The sequence below is a fragment of the Pedobacter sp. T50_32 genome (assembly GCF_057652195.1).
This window is the reverse complement of sequence record NZ_JBYFBY010000002.1, coordinates 216078-235121: the sequence shown is the minus strand read 5'-3', so window position 1 is coordinate 235121 and position 19044 is coordinate 216078. Positions and strand designations below refer to the sequence as shown.

The window sequence follows — 19044 nt, the reverse complement described above, 5'->3', positions numbered from 1 at the left end:
TTTAATTAATGTGCTCTTGTTTCTAATTCGTCGTATCCGTGTGCTTTGGCTTTCCACATTAAAGCGAAGATAAATAGGCAAAGTACTGCCATCCCAATCATCATCATGAAGACATAATCCCAAGCGCTGTCGGGGTTTGTTTTGCTAAGTGAATCTACCATAGCTCCAATACCAACACCAGAAACTAGGCCGCTGGCGTATCCAAATAAGCCTGTTAAACCATTTGCTGTTGCGGCGGCTCTGTTGGTGGCTTGGTTTGCTGCCGCGATGCCAATTAGCGCCTGCGGTCCGTAAATGAAAAATCCACACATTGCCAATACAACAATCATTACCCATTGTGGACTGCTATCTGGAAGGTATAAGAAGATGGTCATGAATACTGCTACGCCAATCATGCAGTAAAGGGACGTGCGGTGCGCTTTTCCGGCCAAGTATTTATCGGTTACCCAGCCAGCTGCTAGCATCCCCAAAATACCAAAAATTTCGAATATGGCTACCGTCCAGCCAGCGTTACTCAAGGTCATTCCGTGAGCTTCTTTTAAGAAAGTAGGTCCCCAATCTAGTACTGCAAAACGAACTACGTACACGAAAAAGTTGGCGATGCCTAATATCCAAATCCACTTATTGCGATATACGTGTTTACTTACGAATGCTTTAAATTCGGCAGATGAATCTTTTCCTTTTTTGTGTGTTTTGTGCAGTTCGGACAAGCCAACAGAAGATGGTGTATCTCTTAAGCCAACAAATAATCCGATAGAGCCTACTAATGCGATGGCAGCTGGGATCCAGAAACACCATTTCCAAGCGCCATAATGAGAAGCAGATTCTATTACGCTTTTCATCTTTTCTGCATCTGTTGGGTCTACTTTTAAGTTTGCGGCAATAGAAGCTACAATTTCTGGATTGTTGCTCATATTTGTACCCATAGAACCCATGATGTAGCCCGCTAGGATAGCCACTAATGCTGCGCCAATGGAATGTGATGTATTCCAAATTGACATTTTTGTAGCTAGTTCGTTTTGTGGGATCCAGTGCGTTAACAAGCGTGCAACAGGAGGGAAACCACTACCTTGAATTAAGTTGTTGATGATTAAAATAACGCCAAATATAAGTACCATGGTGTTAGTGAACATCGGTCCGCCAGTTTCTCCGGTAAATATCGTACTCAAATCAGATCCCCAGCCAAATGCAAAATTTGCCACGGCACAAAGAAATAAACCGATAGACATATGGTAGCGGGCATTAACTCTATCTGCCAATACGCCATTGAGAAATCTTGATACGCCGTATACAATGGTTACCAAAGTCATGATGATACCGAAACTCGTTTTGGTGATGCCATACTCTGCTGTTAGTCCCGGTATAGCAAAAGAGAAGTTTTTGCGCACGAAATAAAATAACGCATAGCCTATCATGGTGGCAACAATAGTTCTGGTTTGCCAATATTTAAACAGTTTGGCTGTTTTTGTTTCGTTTGGTGTAGTCTGTTCTTGGTTCATTGTATTGGTTCACTTGTTCATTAGATATTTTGTAATTGGTTGACTTATTTTGCACTTATATTCCAAATACCGTCTTTTCCAAAAAGTTGATCGAGCCATTGGTCAAGGTATCCAGTTCTTACTGCCAAATCAAGTATCGTAAATCTTCTTCTAATATACTGCGCTCTCACAAATGTTTCTTTCAGTTTTGTTTTACTTATACCAATATGTTCAGGTTCGGTTGGTGCGCCAACGGTTGCTAAACGTGCTTTTGCTTCTTCGAAAGGTACAATTTGTTGCGCTAATTTCTGCTTTATGGTAGGCCAGTTGGCTTTTAAAGTTTGTAATTGCTTTTCTAATTCTTGATGATCGATGTATTTTGCCTTAGTTTCTTGCCATCCAATCTCGGGGAAATCTGATCCTTTGAAGATGGCTAGCGATTGCTCCTTTAATTCATCAAGGGTTGGCCATTGTTTCAATGCTGCTGGTATATCAAGCTTGTCAAAATCTGTTTTCAAAACCACATCGTACAAAGCGGTAATAGCTAAAGTACCAATACTCACCTGGAAACCATGCGAAATATGCTCGCCGTTGTTAAGGTGGTGTTCCATGTTCCACAAATGGCTAAATTGATGTTCTGCTCCAGAAGCTGGCCTGCTAGATTTAGACCATTGCATTGCAAATCCTCCTAACATTAAACCTTCGGTAAGTTGTGTCACAGCAGCCGTTACTCCGTTTTTTGTACCTTCCGGATCCGAGAGTGCATCATGTAAGCCATCTTGTACAATAGACCAAGCTGTCTCGTCAATTACTTCTACGTTTAATGCGTCTGCTAAAATCCAGTCGGCACCAGCGGTTACTTTGGCAAATAAATCTGCGTAACCTGATGCAGTCATTTCAGCTGGAGCAGCACTTAAAATGTCAATATCTGCTAAGCAAGCTTGTGGTGCAGGACAGTTAAAAGTTTGTTTAGCACCATTTGCGGTAATAGAAGCACCAAAAGCCGTGTAGCCATCCATTGAAGCTGCGGTTGCAACACAAAGGTAGGGGCGGTTTGTTAAATGTGCAGCTAATTTGGTTAAATCGTTGATGGTTCCAGAGCCAACTGCAACGGGAATAGCATCGTGCTGTTTTAAGGCAGCAACCAGTTCATCAACATATTTATATTCTGCGTAGATTTCTGGATCATTATAGATGTAAGCTGCTTCTTGTTCAATTCCTTCGCTTTCAAATTGTTTCACTATTGTTTTTCCAGCAATTTCAAATGTTGTGGTATCAGCAACTACAATCGCTTTTTTATTAGGAAACTGTTCTTTAAATAGTTTTGAGGTTGATTTTAATACATCTTGCCCAACAATTAGGGCTTTGGTTTCGCTGGCAGATTTTAAGGCACTGGCTACTTTAGACATTGATTTAGTTTCGTTTATTGATTTGGTCTGGTAATTTTTGGTTGATTTTATTATCAAATAAACGATTTTTAAAAAAATAAAACAAATCAAAAGTTAAAAAATAACATTTTGAAACTTTTTTGAGTTGTGATAGAAACGCTACAAAAAAGAAAAGCGCCAAATTTGGCGCTTCAACTAAATATTTTTCTGTGATTAACTGCAATAGTTTTTCTTAAACTCTGCCGACATCTCTTCGGTAATACGAATAATGTCATCTGCTTCATTAGAGTTATTGTAAACTAGATGATGGCAGGTTTCTTTATATGGTAATAAATACTCTTTGTAAGCAGGGACTACGTGGTTATGCCATTTATAAAGCACATCATCCTCCGGATAGCCACGTTCAATTCCGTCTCTTTGTATTCTTCTTTCTAGGGCGATGTTCTCATCAGCTTCGATAAAGATTTTATAGTCGATAAGTTTATGTATCTCCTTAAAATGTAGGATGAAAAGCCCTTCAACTATGATGATAGGAGCGGGATGTATTTCTAAAATTTTGGTTACTGCCAAAGGATTGTTAAAGTTGTATTCCTTTTTGTAGACAGTTTCGCCGTTGATCAATTTTTTGATATCCAATAAAAACTGCTGGTCATCAATAGTGCTTGGTAAATCGAAGTTATAAAGTTTATTTTCTTCCTGCGTCATTTCTCCGGCAGGAATGTAGTAATCATCTTGCGAAACCAAAGTAACTTCATCTGTTTTGAAATGATGAAGAAAGCTGTGCAAGAAGAATGTTTTGCCGGAACCACTACCGCCAGCGATACCGATGATTACAGGTTTGTTATTTGTCATTTTCTTTTGGACCATAGATTAGATTGCAGAAAAAACGTTTGTCTAAGGCGCCAACAGCATCAGCTACTGCTTTAGTCATTACTATGATTACGTCTTTTGTAGTTTCGTTTTCAGTGAATTTACCTACAACCTTAGCAAAAGTAGATCTGTTAGTCATAGGATTTGTGATTTGGATAACGGTACCCACGGGTGCAGTGCGATGTAAGATTAGCATCTTATTTGCGTCAAGATCTGGATCGCTGATCCAAACTGCAGTACCTTTTTCCTCAATTTTATTTAAACCATACACTGCCGCAGGTCGTTTCAGGTTCGGATTTTTTAAAGTTTCACTACCTTCAGTTGGTTCTTCGTCATCGTTAGCTGCAACAACTGCCGCAGGCTTCTCACCTTTGATAATCAATTTCTGTCCAACGGTAAGTTCATTAGAACTTAAATTGTTGAAAGTTTTTATTTGGTAAGTAGTTAACTGGTATTTCTGCGCAATGGAATAAATTGTTTCTCCTGTTGCCACAATATGTTCAAAGCTTGGGTCTGTTTTTGTAGTAGTCGGTGGAGCCGATACAACAGGCTGAGACGTCTTCGCTTCTACTGGTTTAACTGGAGTAGGAGTAGGTATGCTTTGGGTAGGAGTTGTTTGCACTTGCTCGCCACCTGTTTTAATCGGTATCTTTAAAATTTGACCAATGCTTAGATTGTTTGAACTTAAGTTATTCGCTTCTTTAAGCTCCTCAACCGTAATGCCATACTGTTTTGCAATTACACCTAAATATTCTTTTGGTTTAACAGTGTGTTCAGTAGCTAAATTGGCTGCTACAGTTGGTGAAGGTGTTTCAGCTTGTTTAGTAATAGTTGGAGAAGGTTGTGCCGTATTCCCACTTTTAGTAAATGGTACTTTCAAAATCTGACCAACTTGTAGGTTGTTGCCAGATAAATTGTTTAGTTTTCTGATGTCTGCAGCGGTAGTAGCAAATTTTTCTGCTATTAAATTCAAATTATCTTTCGCTGCAACCGTGTATTCAAAAAAACTGGTGGTATTAATTGATGGCGATTTAGCGTTAGGGGCTTGGCTAAACGGAATATCAGTAGGTACTTTTATAATTGTGCCAATCTGCAGGCCTACATTGTTATTATAGTTCTGTATATCCTTTACATTAACGTTGTATCTTCTTGATATTGAATAGTAACTTTCCTTAGGATCTACTTTATGAAGGATTAATTTCTTGCCATTATTGTTTTCTACACCTATTGAGTCTACTGGTTTACTGGCATAAGCGGTGCTAGAGCCCAATAGAGCGGTGATTAAAATATATCTTTTTAACATCTATATTTCTATTTTTTTGGAGGTACAATTATACGAATAATATATAGGAACGCTAACATTGTAACTAAACGGTAACATTTTGTATTCTATTATCTCTATAAGTGATTAACGTCAAACTAATTCATTTATGTTTTGTTAACTTTCTACTATTAAATCAATGTAATTATGTCAGCAAAAGAAATAAACTTAACAGAAAAACAAGTTAAACCAGTGGTTGATATGTTGAATGAATATTTAGCTAATTACCACATTCACTATCAAAAATTGAGAGGTTGCCATTGGAATGTGAAAGGACAGAGTTTTTTTACGCTTCACTTAAAGTTTGAGGAACTGTATACAAACGCTCAACTAACTATTGATGAAATTGCAGAGCGTGTACTTACTTTAGGAAAACCACCACATAGCCGTTTCGCAGATTACATAAAAGAGTCTACTATTAAAGAAATTGATACTATTGGAATGGTGGATACCGCTATGGTTGAAGCGATTTTAGATGATATGACCAAATTAATTGAATTAGAGCGAGACTTATTAGATGCGACTGATAAAGCTAGTGACGACGGTTCTAACGACATGGTAAATCGTTTCATGCAGTTTAAGGAAAAAACCATTTGGATGTTGCGTTCTTTCTTAGGGAAGAAATAGTTAAATCGCCCTTAATAAAAACTTTTTATACAAAGATCATAGTATTAGCTTGTACTATGATCTTTGTCATTTTAAGGGTTTTCCGACTTAAAACTGGAAACAGAAAACTGTTTTTAGCTATCTTTGACGCATGGGATATCGAAGTTTAGCCGAGTGCGTTGCCGATTTAGAAAAACACGGTCATTTAATACGAATTAAAGAAGAGGTTGATCCTTATTTGGAGATGGCTGCTATTCATCTTCGAGTGTACGAGAAACAAGGTCCAGCTCTGCTATTCGAAAAAGTAAAAGGAAGTCCGTTTCAAGCCGTTTCAAATTTATTTGGTACCATAGAGCGCTCAAAATTTATGTTTAGGGACGCTTTGCCAAAAGTTCAAGAATTAGTAGAGTTGCGCTCTGATCCTATAAAGGCGCTTAAAAATCCGTTCAAGTATGCGGGTTTTGCGCTAACGGCGCTTTCGGCTTTGCCCATGAAACAATCTTTATTTAAAAGTACCTTTCAAAAAACTACCATTTCTGCTATTCCTCAAATTGTAAATTGGCCAATGGATGGCGGTCCATTTATTACAATGCCGCAGGTTTTTACAGAAGATATTGATAAACCAGGGGTGATGAGTGGTAATTTGGGCATGTATCGTATTCAGCTTGCTGGCAATGATTATATTCAGAATAAAGAGATTGGATTACACTATCAAATTCACAGGGGAATTGGTGTTCATCAAACCAAAGCGAATAGAAAAGGGCAGCCATTAAAAGTTAGCATATTTGTTGGTGGTCCACCATCGCATCCTTTAGCGGCAGTTATGCCTTTACCAGAGGGATTAAGTGAGCTTACTTTTGCAGGTGCTTTAGGAAATAGAAGGTTCCGATATTTTAGGGATGAAGAAGGATTTGTGATTTCTGCCGATGCCGATTTCGTGATTACAGGAACTGTCTATCCGCACGAAAATAAGCCAGAAGGTCCTTTCGGAGATCATTTGGGCTACTACAGTCTGGTACATCCGTTTCCACTGATGAAAGTACACAACGTTTATCATAAAAAAGATGCACTTTGGTCGTTTACCGTGGTAGGCCGACCGCCACAAGAAGACACCAGTTTTGGTGCTTTGATCCACGAAATTTCTGGTTCAGCAATTCCGCAGGAAATTCATGGTTTAAAAGAAGTAAACGCAGTGGATGCCGCAGGTGTGCATCCTTTACTATTTGCTATTGGTAGCGAACGCTACACGCCATATTTAAAAGAAAGAAAACCACAAGAAATACTTACCATCAGCAACCATATTCTTGGTAAAAATCAACTGAGTTTGGCAAAATATCTCTTTATCGCTGCTAAAGAAGATGATGAAAATTTGGATACACATGACATTGCTCACTTCCTTGGCCATGTATTAGAACGTATAGATTGGAAAAGAGATGTTCATTTCCATACCAATACCACAATCGATACTTTAGACTATTCTGGTGACGGCTTGAATTCTGGTTCTAAGGTGGTGTTTGCAGCAGCGGGAGAGAAAAAGAGAAGTTTATTAACTGCATTACCGGATGATTTCAAATTAGCAGGAATCTACAAATTGGCTAGTCCAGGTATTTTGGCAGTGCAATTAGATGATTATTTAAATCCACAACAAGGTAAACAGGCAATAGAGGTTTTAAAATTGCAGTTGGCTGAAGCCGATTTAAAGCAACTACCACTAATTGTGGTTTGTGATGATGCCGCTTTTACTGCAGAAAATATCAACAATTTGGTTTGGGTAGCTTTCACTAGAAGTAATCCAGCTGCGGATATTGATGGGGTAGGTGACTTTACTGACAACAAGCATTGGGGCTGCAAAGGCTCGTTGATTATCGACGCTCGGAAAAAGCCACACCATGCTCCAGAATTAATCAAAGATTTGGAAGTGGAAAAGAAAATAGATAGGATGGGAGAGAAGGATGGTCCACTTTATGGAATAATTTAAAACGCTCCAAAAAAAAATCCAACGGCTAATTGTCGTGGGATTTTTTTTGGAGCAAATTGCTATTAAAATCTTAACCCGAAGGTTAAAAAGAAATTATTATTAACAAATTTAGAACTTGCTGTTGGCTCAGAACCGTTATTTAACGTGTATGGTAAATTAGTACCATTAGTCTCAACTCTTTGATAGGCTAAGTCTAAATAATAGTTATTTACCCTGTAGCCTAAACCTCCACTGTACATCTTTGTGTCAAATAGATTGTCATCATCATTTTTGTAAGGACTTCCATTTAAACCGTAACCAGCTCTTAAGCTAATTGCATCAATTTTGTATTCACCACCAACTCTATAATTTACCGCACTAGTAAAGTTATTTCTAACTGTGGCATTACTGCCAGTAATCGAATTCATTACATTGTTACTACCGCTGTTAGAAAATCTAATGCTAGAGTAATCTATAAAATCAACATCAGCAGAAATGATACCTTGTCCTCCAAACACATAGCTGGCCCCTAAGGAACCCTTTAATGGTGTTCTTAAATTGTAGGTGAATTCATACACTACCGATGGGTTTGTGATAACATCATTAGAAAGTTTGTTGTTGACTACTTCAGAGTAAGTGTCATCTATTGTAAACCATGTAGGAGTTTGAAAAGTTGCTCCAATTCGGAAAGCACTCACAGGTCTAAAAATTATACCAAGTCTTCCATTAACACCAGAACCTCTAGTTTCTTGATTTTGAAGATAAGATAATGCGTAGTTTTCCACTGGGCCGTATTGACCGAATGTCGGAGAAGTTTGATCATCATCGTAAGCTCTAAGTGTGCCCTGTTCTGTAAATTCTGAGTCGCTAGTATACCTTAAGCTTACTAATCCAATGTTGGCACCAATATAAACCTGATTTGAAATGTTTATAGCTCCGGCAAAGTTAAATTCGGACACTGACCCAGAGCGTATCTCGTTTTTAGACTGGTTGTTTGATGCGAATGGGTTGGTTAGGGCTTCATTAGCACTGTAGCTATTTGCGTTGCCAGGAGCATTAAAATTAATCAAAAAACTATCATAAGCCATTCCCTCCAAAGAGCTTTTGGCAAGTGAATTGTTATTAGGGTCTTTATATCTGTTAGCTAGTTCCGCAAAGAAATTTCTAACAGAATTGTTATTGTTAATGCCGCCGAAATTACTTTCCATAGCGTAATCATTATTGCGTGTGTAGCCTAATCCGAATACTGTACTTACAACACCTTTTTGTGCATCCTGTCCTTTCATTCTAATACTAGGCGTATAGAACACAGCTCCAATTTGGTTAATGTTTAAACGGCTTTTATCAGTTTTTGTATTCGTTCCTAAAAAGTTTGCATCTACACCAGACTGATTAAATTCTGGCGTGAAAGCGAATTCAGATCTCGTAAATAAACCAAGTCCGGCAGGGTTTCCGCCTAAAGAACTCATATCGCCACCTACACCAATTTGTGCATTTCCCATGCCTTTAAAACGGGCGGTACTTCCATAATTTGATTGAGAGAAACGAAGCCCATCTGTGCCGTATTGGGCATATGTAGTGCCTACAGTTGCTACCATAGCAACTGCAAGCATTGAAGTTATCTTTTTCATTTTGTGTTTGATGTTAATTTAGGAATTATCTGCCTCCGCCTCTAGTCGGCCTACCGCCGCCACCGCCAGAAGAACTACTTCCTCCAGAACTACCGCCTGTTCTACCGCTGCTACTACCAGATGAAGATTGTGGAGGTGGAGAATAAGAAGGTCTTGAACTTTCTGTAGTACGCGTTGGTCTATAGTCGCCACTGTTACCTACTCTACTAGGTCTGCCACCAGAATTACTAGTTCCTCTAGATGACGTGCCGTTTGTAGTAGTGGTAGGGTTGTACGATTCTGGTCTTGAGCCTGTACGTCCAACAATACTTGTATTACCACCAGTTCTAGCACCTCTATCAATTACAGATCCGTTAGGTCTAACACCGATACCATTTTCAGCACCGCGGTTTGGTCTAGCTCTATAATTGTCATTTCTAACAATTGCGCCGCCTCCCCAGCCGCCACCTCCCCAGTAACCGCCGCCCCAACCGAGACCACCGCCCCAGCCAAAGCCTCCTCCCCAACCGAAGCCGCCGCCCCAGTAAGAATAAGGTCCCCAGGTATTCCAGTGGTACGGACTACCGTAATATGCCCAAGAATTAAATGGGTTCATCCAACGGTTAAAGCCCCAGCCATAGTTAAAGCCTAAAGACCAATCGTATGGATTATACCAAGAATTATAACCGTAAAAATTATAATAATCATCAAAATAAACTCTATTCGGGCTGCCGTAATAGAACCTGTCGATCCTCGAAGCATAATCCATATCGTATTCAGGATTACTATTTTTATAATTTGGATCGTAACGGGAAGTATCTATCTGAGCAGTTTGCGCAGGCGGGGCATATTTATAAACCCGTGCTTGCGCCGTTGTGTTGTACACATCATCGGCACTATTGGTAGCCATTTTCTGTGTAGAGCAAGAAGCAACCAAAAGAGAAGCTGCTGCAAGCGTGCTGGTGAAAAATTGATTAACTCTCATCGTATTTAGGTTTTAATTTGTGTGCTAATTAAATTGTGACTATAAATTTATAGATTTGTAGCCTTTAATACAAGATTTTTAACACAAAAAACGTTCCAAATAAGTTATGAGCAAAGGTATTACGAGTAGAAGTGAAGATTATTCGCAATGGTATAACGAAATTGTTATAAAAGCCGACCTGGCAGAACATTCGTCAGTAAAGGGTTGTATGGTTATTAAGCCGTACGGATACTCGATCTGGGAGAAGATGCAGGCAGTTTTAGACCATAAATTTAAAGAAACAGGTCATAGCAATGCGTACTTTCCCTTGTTCATTCCAAAATCTTATTTTTCGAAGGAAGCCTCTCATGTAGACGGTTTTGCGACTGAGTGCGCTGTTGTAACTCACTATCGTTTAAAAAATGATGGAACTGGTAACATCATTGTAGATGAAGAAGCTAAATTGGAAGAAGAACTAATTGTTCGTCCAACTTCAGAAACTATTATCTGGAACACTTATAAAGGCTGGATCCAATCTTATCGTGATTTGCCTATTTTGGTAAATCAATGGGCCAATGTGGTGCGTTGGGAAATGAGAACTCGTTTGTTTTTGCGTACTACCGAGTTTTTGTGGCAAGAAGGTCACACCGCTCACGCTACAGCAGAAGAAGCAATTGAGGAAACTGAGAAAATGCTAGACGTGTATGCCGATTTTGCGGAAAACTGGATGGGCGTACCTGTAGTGAAAGGTAAAAAGACAGAAACAGAACGTTTTGCGGGTGCATTAGACACCTACTGTATCGAAGCTTTGATGCAAGACGGTAAAGCTTTACAGGCAGGTACTTCTCACTTTCTAGGTCAGAATTTTGCTAAAGCATTTGATGTGAAATTTACTAGCAAAGAAGGTAAACAGGAGTACGTTTGGGCAAGTTCTTGGGGAGTTTCTACTCGTTTAATGGGGGCGCTAATTATGGCCCATAGTGATGATAGTGGTTTAGTGCTTCCTCCTAAATTGGCTCCTATTCAGGTGGTTATTGTTCCAATTCATAAAGGTGATGAAGAACTGCAAAAAATCTCTGCCTTTGTAGATGAATTAATTCCTCGTTTAAAAGGTTTTGGCGTCTCTGTAAAATATGATGATAGAGACAGCCAACGTCCAGGATTTAAATTCGCAGAATACGAGTTAAAGGGTGTGCCTATTCGTTTGGCTATTGGTGCTAGAGATATGGAAAATGGTACGGTTGAGCTAGCTCGTAGAGATACTAAAGAAAAGCTAACAGTTCCTCAGGAAGGTTTAGCGGAGTATATCTTCCAAATGTTAGCACAAATTCAGCAAAACATTTATGACAGAGCTTTGAAATTCAGAGATGAGCATATCACCGAAGCTAACTCTTATGAGGAGTTTAAAGACTTGCTAGAAACTAAAACAGGATTTATCTCTGCACATTGGGATGGTACAGCGGAAACAGAAAAACGCATCAAAGAGGAAACTAAAGCAACCATTCGTTGTATTCCTTTAGATAATAAATTGGAAGATGGCGTATGTATTTTAACGGGTAAACCATCTAAACAAAGAGTATTATTTGCGAAAGCTTACTAGACAGTTTGGTCATTGCGAGGAACGAAGCAATCTTAAAGTGATAGCATGGTTGTTAATCGTTATAAGATTGCTTTCGCTATAAACTGTTACTCGAAATTACGTGATGCATAATTTATATTATGGAAGAAAAAGAAACAACTAGCTATCAGCTTATTCTCGGTAAGCTTGAAAGCAAAGCATCTTTAAAACAGGAAATTTATAGAAGCACGGTTGATGTTTTTGCGATTGCTAAAAAAGCGTTGTCTAAACTTGCTTCGCGACTACATCAAGATTATGCCGTTAAAGATCCATCTGTAGAAATAGCTTATAAAGATGCGCATCAATTTGAAGCAGAACTTAAGTTCTCTGGAGATATGTTGCTGTTATCTATGCATAGTAATGTTTTTAATTTTGAAGAAGGACATCGTATCTATTCCTCAAGTTATATCAGGTCTAACCCGAGTTTAAGCTATTGTGGAGTAATCTACATTCACAATTTTTTAGCTGATTCTATTAAATATAATCGCTTAGCTGATGAGGGTACTTTGGTAGCTCGTATCTTAGTGAATAGAGAAAAACGTTTCATCGTAGAAGGTGAAGGGCAATTAGGTTTCTTATACGAAGCTTTTAGCGAAAGCGAAATCAACGAAGAAGTTTTAACACATATATTTGAGCTGGCAATTTTAAATTGTATGGAAATGGATTTGCAATTGCCGCCTTACGCATCCGTGAAGGATATTACTTTACATCAAAAGCAAACAACCTTGGCTGCGAGTGGTTATCCTACGGGAAAGCGATTAGGTTACCAGTTTAAAGCAGAATTACAACAGAATAATAATTTATAGTTTAAAATTTACCACATAGGCACATAGGATATTTTAGAATATCTTAAACATAACAAACCTATGTTTCTATATGGTTAAAATAATTAAAAGATGAAATTTGCAACTAAAGCTATACACGCAGGTCAAGAACCAGATCCTACTACAGGAGCAATCATGACCCCAATTTATCAAACTTCGACTTATTGGCAAGCTTCTCCAGGCGACCATAAGGGTTACGAGTATTCTAGAGGTACCAACCCAACTCGTAAAGCTTTGGAAGACTGCTTAGCTGCATTAGAAAACTGCAAGTTTGGTTTGGCTTTTAGCAGCGGAATGGGTGCTACAGATTGTTTGCTAAGATTGTTAAAGCCTGGCGATGAAGTAATTACTGGAAATGATTTATATGGCGGTTCTTATCGTATTTTCACCAAGATTTACCAGAATTACGGCATCAAATTCCATTTTTTAGATTTATCGAAACCTGAGAATATCACACCATTTATCAATGAAAAAACTAAATTGGTTTGGATAGAAACTCCAACTAATCCAACCATGCGTATTATTGATATTGAGGGAGTTGCAAAAATTACGAAAGCCAATAATATCCTTTTGACGGTTGACAATACTTTTGCATCGCCATATTTGCAAAACCCAATTGATCTAGGTGCTGATGTGGTAATGCACTCGGTTACTAAATACATTGGCGGTCACTCTGATGTAGTGATGGGGGCTTTGTTGACTAACGATGAAAAATTATATAAAGATTTGTTCTTCGTTTATAACGCTTGTGGTGCTACTCCTGGTCCTCAAGATGCTTTCTTGGTTTTAAGAGGGATTAAGACTTTGCATTTGCGTATGAAAGCGCATTGCGAAAACGGAGAAAAAGTAGCTCATTTCTTGAGAAATCATTCAAAAATTGACAAAATTTACTGGCCAGGTTTCGAAGACCATCCTAATCACGATATTGCTAAAAAGCAAATGCGTGGTTTTGGTGGAATGGTATCTATAACATTGAAAGATGCAGATTTAAAGGAAACTTTCCGTATTGCTTCTCGCTTTAAAGTTTTCTCATTGGCAGAATCTTTAGGTGGCGTAGAAAGTTTGGTAAATCACCCTGTGAGTATGACACATGGTTCTATCCCTAAAGAAGAGCGTGAAAAAGTTGGGGTAACCGATAACTTATTGCGTTTTAGCGTAGGAGTAGAGGATATAGACGATTTATTAGCTGATTTGGAACAAGCGTTAGCTTAAAAGGTTAATCGTTTAACTGTATATTACTTTATTGTTCCCTTTTTGGGAACTTTTCTTATATTTGCTTAATTTAGATTTTTATTGAGAATTATAGCTAAAAAAATATTGCGTGAATTTTGGGAAAACCATAAGGATTGTGAGCAGCAATTAAAATCGTGGTATAAAGAGGTGGATAAGAATGAGTGGAAGAATTTTAACGAGATAAAAAACGATTATCCTAGTGCTAGTATTCTCAATGATAATAGGATGTGTTTTAATATAAAAGGTAATAACTATCGTTTAATAGTGAAAGTGAATTTCGATTATCAAATGGTATGGATTAGATTTATAGGAACACACGCTGAATACGATAAGATAGATGCTAATAAAGTTTGAAGATATGAACTTGAAACCCATTAAAACAGAAAACGATTACAATTTAGCTCTAGAAAGACTGGAATTGATATTCGATGCAAATAAAGGGACTGAAGAAGGTGATGAGCTAGAAATTTTAGGTATTTTAATTGAAAACTATGAAAATGAAAATTTTCCAATTGAATTACCAGACCCAATTGAAGCCATTAAATTTAGAATGGAACAATTGGATTTTACACAGAATGATTTAGCTGAAGTAATAGGTTTAAAAAGTAGAGCAAGCGAGATATTAAGTAAAAAGAGAAAACTTTCTTTAGAAATGATTAGAAAGTTAAGTGCTGCTCTACATATTCCTTCAGAAGTGTTGATACAAGCTTATTAACTTGGTTAATCGTTTAACTTAATATGCAAATTACAGATGTAAAGGAATTTCTAGATGCAAAAGTGGCTCAGTACAATCAGCCTAATTTCATCACGAATGACCCGATTAGTATTCCGCATCAGTATAGTTTGAAACAAGATATCGAAATTGCCGCTTTTTTTGCGGCAATTTTAGCTTGGGGACAGCGCAAAACCATCATTAATAAATGTAACGAACTGTTGGCAAGGATGGACAATCAACCTTATCAGTTTATGTTGCATCATTCTGATAACGATTTGAAAGGTCTGTTGGGTTTCAAACACCGTACGTTTAACGATACTGACTTACTATATTTTGTAGCTTTCTTTCAGCAGCATTATCAACAATCAAATTCATTAGAAACGGCTTTCATTCCTCAGGCCTTAACTTATAGAACAGATTATTTAAGTGTTGAAGAAATAGCATCTGGCTATGAGCTGACGTCCTCCACTTGTTATACTTCAGATTTAATTATTGCCGATTTTACGATAGAGAAAGCTTTAAATCATTTCCGTTCGTATTTCTTTAGCTTACCAGATTTTCCTCGTAGAACGATTAAGCATGTTTCCTCACCAAAGCAAAAATCTACGTGTAAACGTTTGAATATGTTTTTAAGGTGGATGGTTCGTAAAGATAATTGTGGTGTTGATTTCGGGATTTGGAATACCATTCGTCCGGCAGATTTAATTTGCCCTTGCGATGTACACGTTGACCGCGTAGCTCGACATTTCGGTTTAATCGAACGTAAGCAAACCGATTGGCTAACTGCTGTTGAATTAACAGCACGTTTAAAAGAATTCGATGCTGAAGATCCAGTAAAATACGATTTTGCACTGTTTGGTTTGGGAGTAGAAGGGGAGTTTTAGTCGGTTGGTTGGATATTTCGTTTTTTAGTTGTTTGGATAGTCATACAGCTTATAACTTATCACGTAAAACCTATAAACTTTAAGAATGGTAAACTTCAACGCTGAAATAGAAAAATTTGATAGCAACGGCGAGAAAACTGGCTGGAGCTATATTTTTGTTCCAGAAGCTATTGCGCAGCAGATAAAGGCTGACGACAAGAGAGGTTTTCGTGTGAGAGGACAAATTGATAACTTCCAAATTAGCGGTAAAAGTCTAATACCAATGGGTGGTGGAGATTTTATCTTACCGCTAGATGGTAAAATCCGTAAACAATTGAGAAAAGAAGCAGGTAATCCAGTTTCACTTTCTTTGGAGCACGATGTAGATTTTAAAATTGAAATGCCCGAAGATTTGGAGGTTTGTTTGGCACAAGAGGATGGATTGCTAGAGCATTTTTTATCCTACACTAAATCGCATCAAAACTATTTTATTGTTTGGCTTAATACTGCAAAAACAGAATTCACTAGAACCAAACGTTTAATTATGATTGTAGATGCAATGGCAAAAAAGCAAGATTTTGGCTTAATGTTAAGGAGTAATAAGAAGGAGAAGTAGGCAGGTATCAGTTCAATTGAAGATGTGATAATTCGCTGATATGATGATTGGTGTCTAGCTAAACAAATGAACTAATGACTAGTGAACCAATTATCTCTTGTAATTCCTAAACCAGCTACTCACTTTCATTTGTATTACACCTAAGAAAGCTTCCCTGAAAATACGGGTGCTCATTTTAGAGGTACCTTCAGTTCTGTCTGTAAAGATAATAGGAACTTCAACTACGTTAAAACCGTATTTAATAGCTGTAAACTTCATTTCAATCTGGAAAGCATAACCCACAAATTTAATTTTCTCCATCGGGATAGTTTCCAGTACTTTTTTAGTATAGCATTTAAAACCAGCAGTGGCATCTTGAATTGTAATCCCTGTGATGATACGAACATACATCGAGGCAAAATAAGACATCAATACACGTCCCATCGGCCAGTTTACCACGTTCACGCCTTTTACATAACGAGAACCAATAGATAAGTCTGCTCCGTTTACACAAGCATCACGAAGTTTAATCAAATCATCCGGATTGTGTGAAAAATCCGCATCCATTTCGAAAATGTACTCATATTTTTTTGCCAAAGCCCATTTAAAGCCATGAATATAAGCTGTGCCTAAACCCAATTTGCCTTTACGCTCTTCGATATGTAGCGCTGGAAATTCATCTTGTAAACCTTTCACAATCTGCGCAGTGCCATCGGGAGAGCCGTCGTCAATAATCAATACCTCAAATAAATACGGTAACGAAAAAACCTTGCGAATAATCTTTTCGATATTCTCTTTCTCGTTATAAGTAGGGATAATGACTAAGCTGTCGGACAAGTTGCTCGGTTTTAATATTTAATATGAAACATTAAGAAGTTGAGAAGGATTAAGTTTTATTAGACCCCTTAATTTATCTTCATTCCTTAATGTTTAACAAGATTGTGCGAAAGTAATGAATTTAAATCGATGTTTATAGCTAGCGGTTTCGTTAAATTGTGTTAAAGTATACGCTAAGGTGCTAAACGTTCAATTTTCCAACTTCCATTTACAAAAGTATATTTAATTCTATCGTGTAAACGGCTAGATCTACCTTGCCAAAATTCGATAACTGTTGGTTTAACAATATATCCGCCCCAATGTGCAGGTTTCGGAATTGCTTTACCTTCATATTGTTGTGTCAATTCTTCAACTTTGTTTTCTAAAATGCTCCTATCTGCAATCACTTGGCTTTGAGGCGAAGCAATTGCGCCAATTTGGCTACCGACAGGACGAGAATTAAAATATGCTTCTGAAGTTTCTTTGTCTAATTTCTCTATTTTACCTTCAATACGAACCTGACGTTCTAATTCTCCCCAAAAGAAAACTAAACACGCTAAAGGATTTTTCTTTATTTCTTTACCTTTTTGGCTTAAATAATTGGTGTAAAAACTGAAACCATCTTTGTCAAAACCTTTTAATAATACAATTCTAGCATTCGGTTTACCCGACTTGTCTGCCGTAGCCAATGTCATTATGTTGGGTTCGAAAATCTCTGCACTTACAGCATCAGAAAACCATTTTTCAAATTGCTCTATCGGATTTTTAACGATATCGTTTTCACTTAATTCAGCAGCTTTATAATCTTGTCTTAAGTTTTGTATTGCTTCTTTGGTCAGTTTCATAGAACAAAAGTAAGGTTTGTAAGCGGATACTTTTTAATATTTATAAGAATAAATGTCAGCTGTGCTTACAATCATTTTTTGGCGATTTTACTATATTTTGCTAACTTAACATTATGTTAAGCCTATTAAATCCTTCGGCGGGTAAGTTATTAATTTCGGAACCGTTTTTGGCAGACCCGAACTTCAAGCGGTCAGTGATTTTGCTTACAGAGCACGGCGGGCAGGGAACTATCGGTTTTATATTAAATCAGCCAAGTAATTTGGTAGTTAAAGATTTAATTCCTGATTTGTGGGAAGCAGATTTTCCAGTTTTTATTGGCGGTCCGGTGGAAATAGATACCATTCATTTTATTCATCGTTGCTATGATAAACTAAATAGTGGCGAAGAAATAGCTGAAGGCATTTATTGGGGCGGAAATTTTGAAACACTGAAGGTGCTTATCAACAATAATAGTATAGAGGAAGAAGAGGTGAAGTTCTTTTTAGGTTATTCTGGCTGGAGTTTAAACCAATTGGAAAGTGAATTGGCCACAAATACTTGGATTGTTTCAGACCAATATCATGAAGAAACTTTATTCTCACAAAATGAAGAAGAGCTTTGGAAGGAAGTGATTATCAACCTTGGACCTAAATACGCTCATGTGAGTAATTTCCCAACAGACCCGAATTTGAATTAGATTAGACCGAAAGTTGTCAGTCAGAAAAGTCCGAAAGTGTAATTCTCTATATCGTTGCAAAATAAAAAAGTCCGAAAGACTAGCTGTTTATAGCTTCCGGACTAAAATACTTTCTCGTCTGGGGGACTATCCTTCCATTTCGGCAGCAGTTTGTTCAACTTTTGCTCTTAAATCGTCTTTATAAGCTTGCATTTTTTCAGCCAACTCAGGTTTTGCAGTCGATAATATTTGCACAGCCAATAAACCAGCATTTTTAGCTGCATTTAAAGCAACCGTAGCTACAGGGATACCGTTTGGCATTTGTAAAATAGAAAGGATACTGTCCCAACCATCAATAGAATTTGAAGATTTTACAGGAACACCAATTACAGGAACAGTAGTAATTGAAGCTACCATGCCAGGCAAATGCGCAGCACCACCAGCACCAGCAATAATTACTTTAATACCACGACTAGCAGCATCTTTAGCGTAGTGAAACATTCTATCTGGCGTACGGTGCGCCGAAACCACTGTAATTTCGAAATCAACGCCGAATTCCTTGCAAACATCTGCCGCATCTTGCATTACAGGCAAGTCCGACTTGCTGCCCATGATAATACCAACTTTCATTTTATGGTTGTTTTGTTTTTTAGATGGTTGGTTGTTTTGTCTTCCAACCCAATCA

Annotated in this window: 19 protein-coding genes; 10 read left to right on the top strand and 9 right to left on the bottom strand. The window is 37.8% G+C overall.

Features of this window, described 5'->3' with window-relative positions; translation table 11 throughout:
- Positions 1 to 5: 5 nt before the first annotated feature.
- The 4 genes from AC23ME_RS06345 to AC23ME_RS06330 all read right to left on the bottom strand — a co-directional run bounded on the left by AC23ME_RS06345 (position 6) and on the right by AC23ME_RS06330 (position 5039).
- Positions 6 to 1499 carry an MFS transporter gene (locus tag AC23ME_RS06345; RefSeq protein WP_487726917.1) on the bottom strand — a complete coding sequence of 498 codons (1494 nt, stop codon included), beginning with the start codon at positions 1497 to 1499 and terminating at the stop codon, positions 6 to 8.
- Between the two features lie 44 nt (positions 1500 to 1543).
- Complete coding sequence (locus tag AC23ME_RS06340) at positions 1544 to 2887, bottom strand: sn-glycerol-1-phosphate dehydrogenase (RefSeq protein ID WP_487726916.1); 1344 nt, start codon at positions 2885 to 2887, stop codon at positions 1544 to 1546.
- Positions 2888 to 3079: 192 nt separating this feature from the next.
- Positions 3080 to 3718: a uridine kinase family protein gene (locus AC23ME_RS06335; protein ID WP_487726915.1), complete on the bottom strand. Its 639-nt coding sequence runs from the start codon at positions 3716 to 3718 to the stop codon at positions 3080 to 3082.
- On the bottom strand, positions 3708 to 5039 hold the full coding sequence (locus tag AC23ME_RS06330) for a LysM peptidoglycan-binding domain-containing protein (RefSeq protein ID WP_487726914.1): 1332 nt from the start codon (positions 5037 to 5039) through the stop codon (positions 3708 to 3710). Before AC23ME_RS06330 ends, AC23ME_RS06335 begins: the two co-directional genes overlap by 11 nt.
- A 165-nt stretch (positions 5040 to 5204) precedes the next feature.
- Between AC23ME_RS06330 and AC23ME_RS06325 the strand changes: the two genes are divergently transcribed.
- The gene (locus tag AC23ME_RS06325; protein WP_487726913.1) at positions 5205 to 5684 is read left to right on the top strand and encodes a Dps family protein; all 480 of its coding nucleotides are present in this window, start codon (positions 5205 to 5207) and stop codon (positions 5682 to 5684) included.
- Positions 5685 to 5814: 130 nt separating this feature from the next.
- Positions 5815 to 7641, top strand: coding sequence for a UbiD family decarboxylase (locus tag AC23ME_RS06320; protein ID WP_487726912.1), 1827 nt, complete (start codon positions 5815 to 5817; stop codon positions 7639 to 7641).
- A gap of 62 nt (positions 7642 to 7703) precedes the next feature.
- Here the strand turns inward: AC23ME_RS06320 and AC23ME_RS06315 are convergent, their stop codons facing one another.
- Positions 7704 to 9251 (bottom strand): OmpP1/FadL family transporter, encoded by a 1548-nt coding sequence (locus tag AC23ME_RS06315; RefSeq protein ID WP_487726911.1) that lies wholly within the window; start codon positions 9249 to 9251, stop codon positions 7704 to 7706.
- Between the two features lie 25 nt (positions 9252 to 9276).
- Entirely contained in the window at positions 9277 to 10215 is a 939-nt protein-coding gene (locus AC23ME_RS06310; RefSeq protein ID WP_487726910.1) for a hypothetical protein, read from the bottom strand.
- A 106-nt stretch (positions 10216 to 10321) separates the two neighbouring features.
- On the opposite strand from AC23ME_RS06310, the gene proS reads away from it, so the two are divergent.
- The 7 genes from proS (at position 10322) to AC23ME_RS06275 (ending at position 16063) form a co-directional block, all read left to right on the top strand.
- Entirely contained in the window at positions 10322 to 11794 is a 1473-nt protein-coding gene (gene proS, locus AC23ME_RS06305; RefSeq protein WP_487726909.1) for a proline--tRNA ligase, read from the top strand.
- Between the two features lie 119 nt (positions 11795 to 11913).
- On the top strand, positions 11914 to 12618 hold the full coding sequence (locus AC23ME_RS06300; protein WP_487726908.1) for a hypothetical protein: 705 nt from the start codon (positions 11914 to 11916) through the stop codon (positions 12616 to 12618).
- A gap of 90 nt (positions 12619 to 12708) precedes the next feature.
- Positions 12709 to 13848: a cystathionine gamma-synthase gene (locus AC23ME_RS06295; protein ID WP_487726907.1), complete on the top strand. Its 1140-nt coding sequence runs from the start codon at positions 12709 to 12711 to the stop codon at positions 13846 to 13848.
- An 81-nt stretch (positions 13849 to 13929) separates the two neighbouring features.
- On the top strand, positions 13930 to 14223 hold the full coding sequence (locus AC23ME_RS06290) for a type II toxin-antitoxin system HigB family toxin (protein ID WP_487726906.1): 294 nt from the start codon (positions 13930 to 13932) through the stop codon (positions 14221 to 14223).
- 4 nt (positions 14224 to 14227) lie between these two features.
- Entirely contained in the window at positions 14228 to 14584 is a 357-nt protein-coding gene (locus tag AC23ME_RS06285; RefSeq protein ID WP_487726905.1) for a helix-turn-helix domain-containing protein, read from the top strand.
- A 23-nt stretch (positions 14585 to 14607) separates the two neighbouring features.
- A complete protein-coding gene (locus AC23ME_RS06280) occupies positions 14608 to 15468 on the top strand; it encodes a TIGR02757 family protein (RefSeq protein ID WP_487726904.1) in 861 nt (286 codons plus the stop codon).
- A gap of 85 nt (positions 15469 to 15553) precedes the next feature.
- Positions 15554 to 16063 (top strand): YdeI/OmpD-associated family protein, encoded by a 510-nt coding sequence (locus AC23ME_RS06275; protein WP_487726903.1) that lies wholly within the window; start codon positions 15554 to 15556, stop codon positions 16061 to 16063.
- A 90-nt stretch (positions 16064 to 16153) separates the two neighbouring features.
- Here the strand turns inward: AC23ME_RS06275 and AC23ME_RS06270 are convergent, their stop codons facing one another.
- Together AC23ME_RS06270 and pdxH are read right to left on the bottom strand one after the other, a co-directional pair.
- Positions 16154 to 16879, bottom strand: coding sequence for a polyprenol monophosphomannose synthase (locus AC23ME_RS06270; RefSeq protein WP_487726902.1), 726 nt, complete (start codon positions 16877 to 16879; stop codon positions 16154 to 16156).
- Between the two features lie 173 nt (positions 16880 to 17052).
- Positions 17053 to 17703 carry a pyridoxamine 5'-phosphate oxidase gene (pdxH, locus tag AC23ME_RS06265; protein ID WP_487726901.1) on the bottom strand — a complete coding sequence of 217 codons (651 nt, stop codon included), beginning with the start codon at positions 17701 to 17703 and terminating at the stop codon, positions 17053 to 17055.
- A gap of 113 nt (positions 17704 to 17816) precedes the next feature.
- On the opposite strand from pdxH, the gene AC23ME_RS06260 reads away from it, so the two are divergent.
- A complete protein-coding gene (locus AC23ME_RS06260; RefSeq protein WP_487726900.1) occupies positions 17817 to 18380 on the top strand; it encodes a YqgE/AlgH family protein in 564 nt (187 codons plus the stop codon).
- Between the two features lie 126 nt (positions 18381 to 18506).
- Here AC23ME_RS06260 and purE read toward each other — a convergent pair whose 3' ends face one another.
- Complete coding sequence (gene purE / locus AC23ME_RS06255; protein WP_487726899.1) at positions 18507 to 18989, bottom strand: 5-(carboxyamino)imidazole ribonucleotide mutase; 483 nt, start codon at positions 18987 to 18989, stop codon at positions 18507 to 18509.
- Positions 18990 to 19044 lie beyond the last annotated feature (55 nt).

Coding starts and splice junctions, on each gene's coding strand:
- AC23ME_RS06325 (WP_487726913.1), top strand. CDS start 5,205: ATGTCAGCAAAAGAAATAAACTTAACAGAAAAACAAGTTAAACCAGTG.
- AC23ME_RS06330 (WP_487726914.1), bottom strand. CDS start 5,039: ATGTTAAAAAGATATATTTTAATCACCGCTCTATTGGGCTCTAGCACC.
- AC23ME_RS06345 (WP_487726917.1), bottom strand. CDS start 1,499: ATGAACCAAGAACAGACTACACCAAACGAAACAAAAACAGCCAAACTG.
- AC23ME_RS06260 (WP_487726900.1), top strand. CDS start 17,817: ATGTTAAGCCTATTAAATCCTTCGGCGGGTAAGTTATTAATTTCGGAA.
- pdxH (WP_487726901.1), bottom strand. CDS start 17,703: ATGAAACTGACCAAAGAAGCAATACAAAACTTAAGACAAGATTATAAA.
- AC23ME_RS06280 (WP_487726904.1), top strand. CDS start 14,608: ATGCAAATTACAGATGTAAAGGAATTTCTAGATGCAAAAGTGGCTCAG.
- AC23ME_RS06315 (WP_487726911.1), bottom strand. CDS start 9,251: ATGAAAAAGATAACTTCAATGCTTGCAGTTGCTATGGTAGCAACTGTA.
- AC23ME_RS06300 (WP_487726908.1), top strand. CDS start 11,914: ATGGAAGAAAAAGAAACAACTAGCTATCAGCTTATTCTCGGTAAGCTT.
- AC23ME_RS06340 (WP_487726916.1), bottom strand. CDS start 2,887: ATGTCTAAAGTAGCCAGTGCCTTAAAATCTGCCAGCGAAACCAAAGCC.
- AC23ME_RS06285 (WP_487726905.1), top strand. CDS start 14,228: ATGAACTTGAAACCCATTAAAACAGAAAACGATTACAATTTAGCTCTA.
- AC23ME_RS06295 (WP_487726907.1), top strand. CDS start 12,709: ATGAAATTTGCAACTAAAGCTATACACGCAGGTCAAGAACCAGATCCT.
- proS (WP_487726909.1), top strand. CDS start 10,322: ATGAGCAAAGGTATTACGAGTAGAAGTGAAGATTATTCGCAATGGTAT.
- purE (WP_487726899.1), bottom strand. CDS start 18,989: ATGAAAGTTGGTATTATCATGGGCAGCAAGTCGGACTTGCCTGTAATG.
- AC23ME_RS06335 (WP_487726915.1), bottom strand. CDS start 3,718: ATGACAAATAACAAACCTGTAATCATCGGTATCGCTGGCGGTAGTGGT.
- AC23ME_RS06310 (WP_487726910.1), bottom strand. CDS start 10,215: ATGAGAGTTAATCAATTTTTCACCAGCACGCTTGCAGCAGCTTCTCTT.
- AC23ME_RS06320 (WP_487726912.1), top strand. CDS start 5,815: ATGGGATATCGAAGTTTAGCCGAGTGCGTTGCCGATTTAGAAAAACAC.
- AC23ME_RS06275 (WP_487726903.1), top strand. CDS start 15,554: ATGGTAAACTTCAACGCTGAAATAGAAAAATTTGATAGCAACGGCGAG.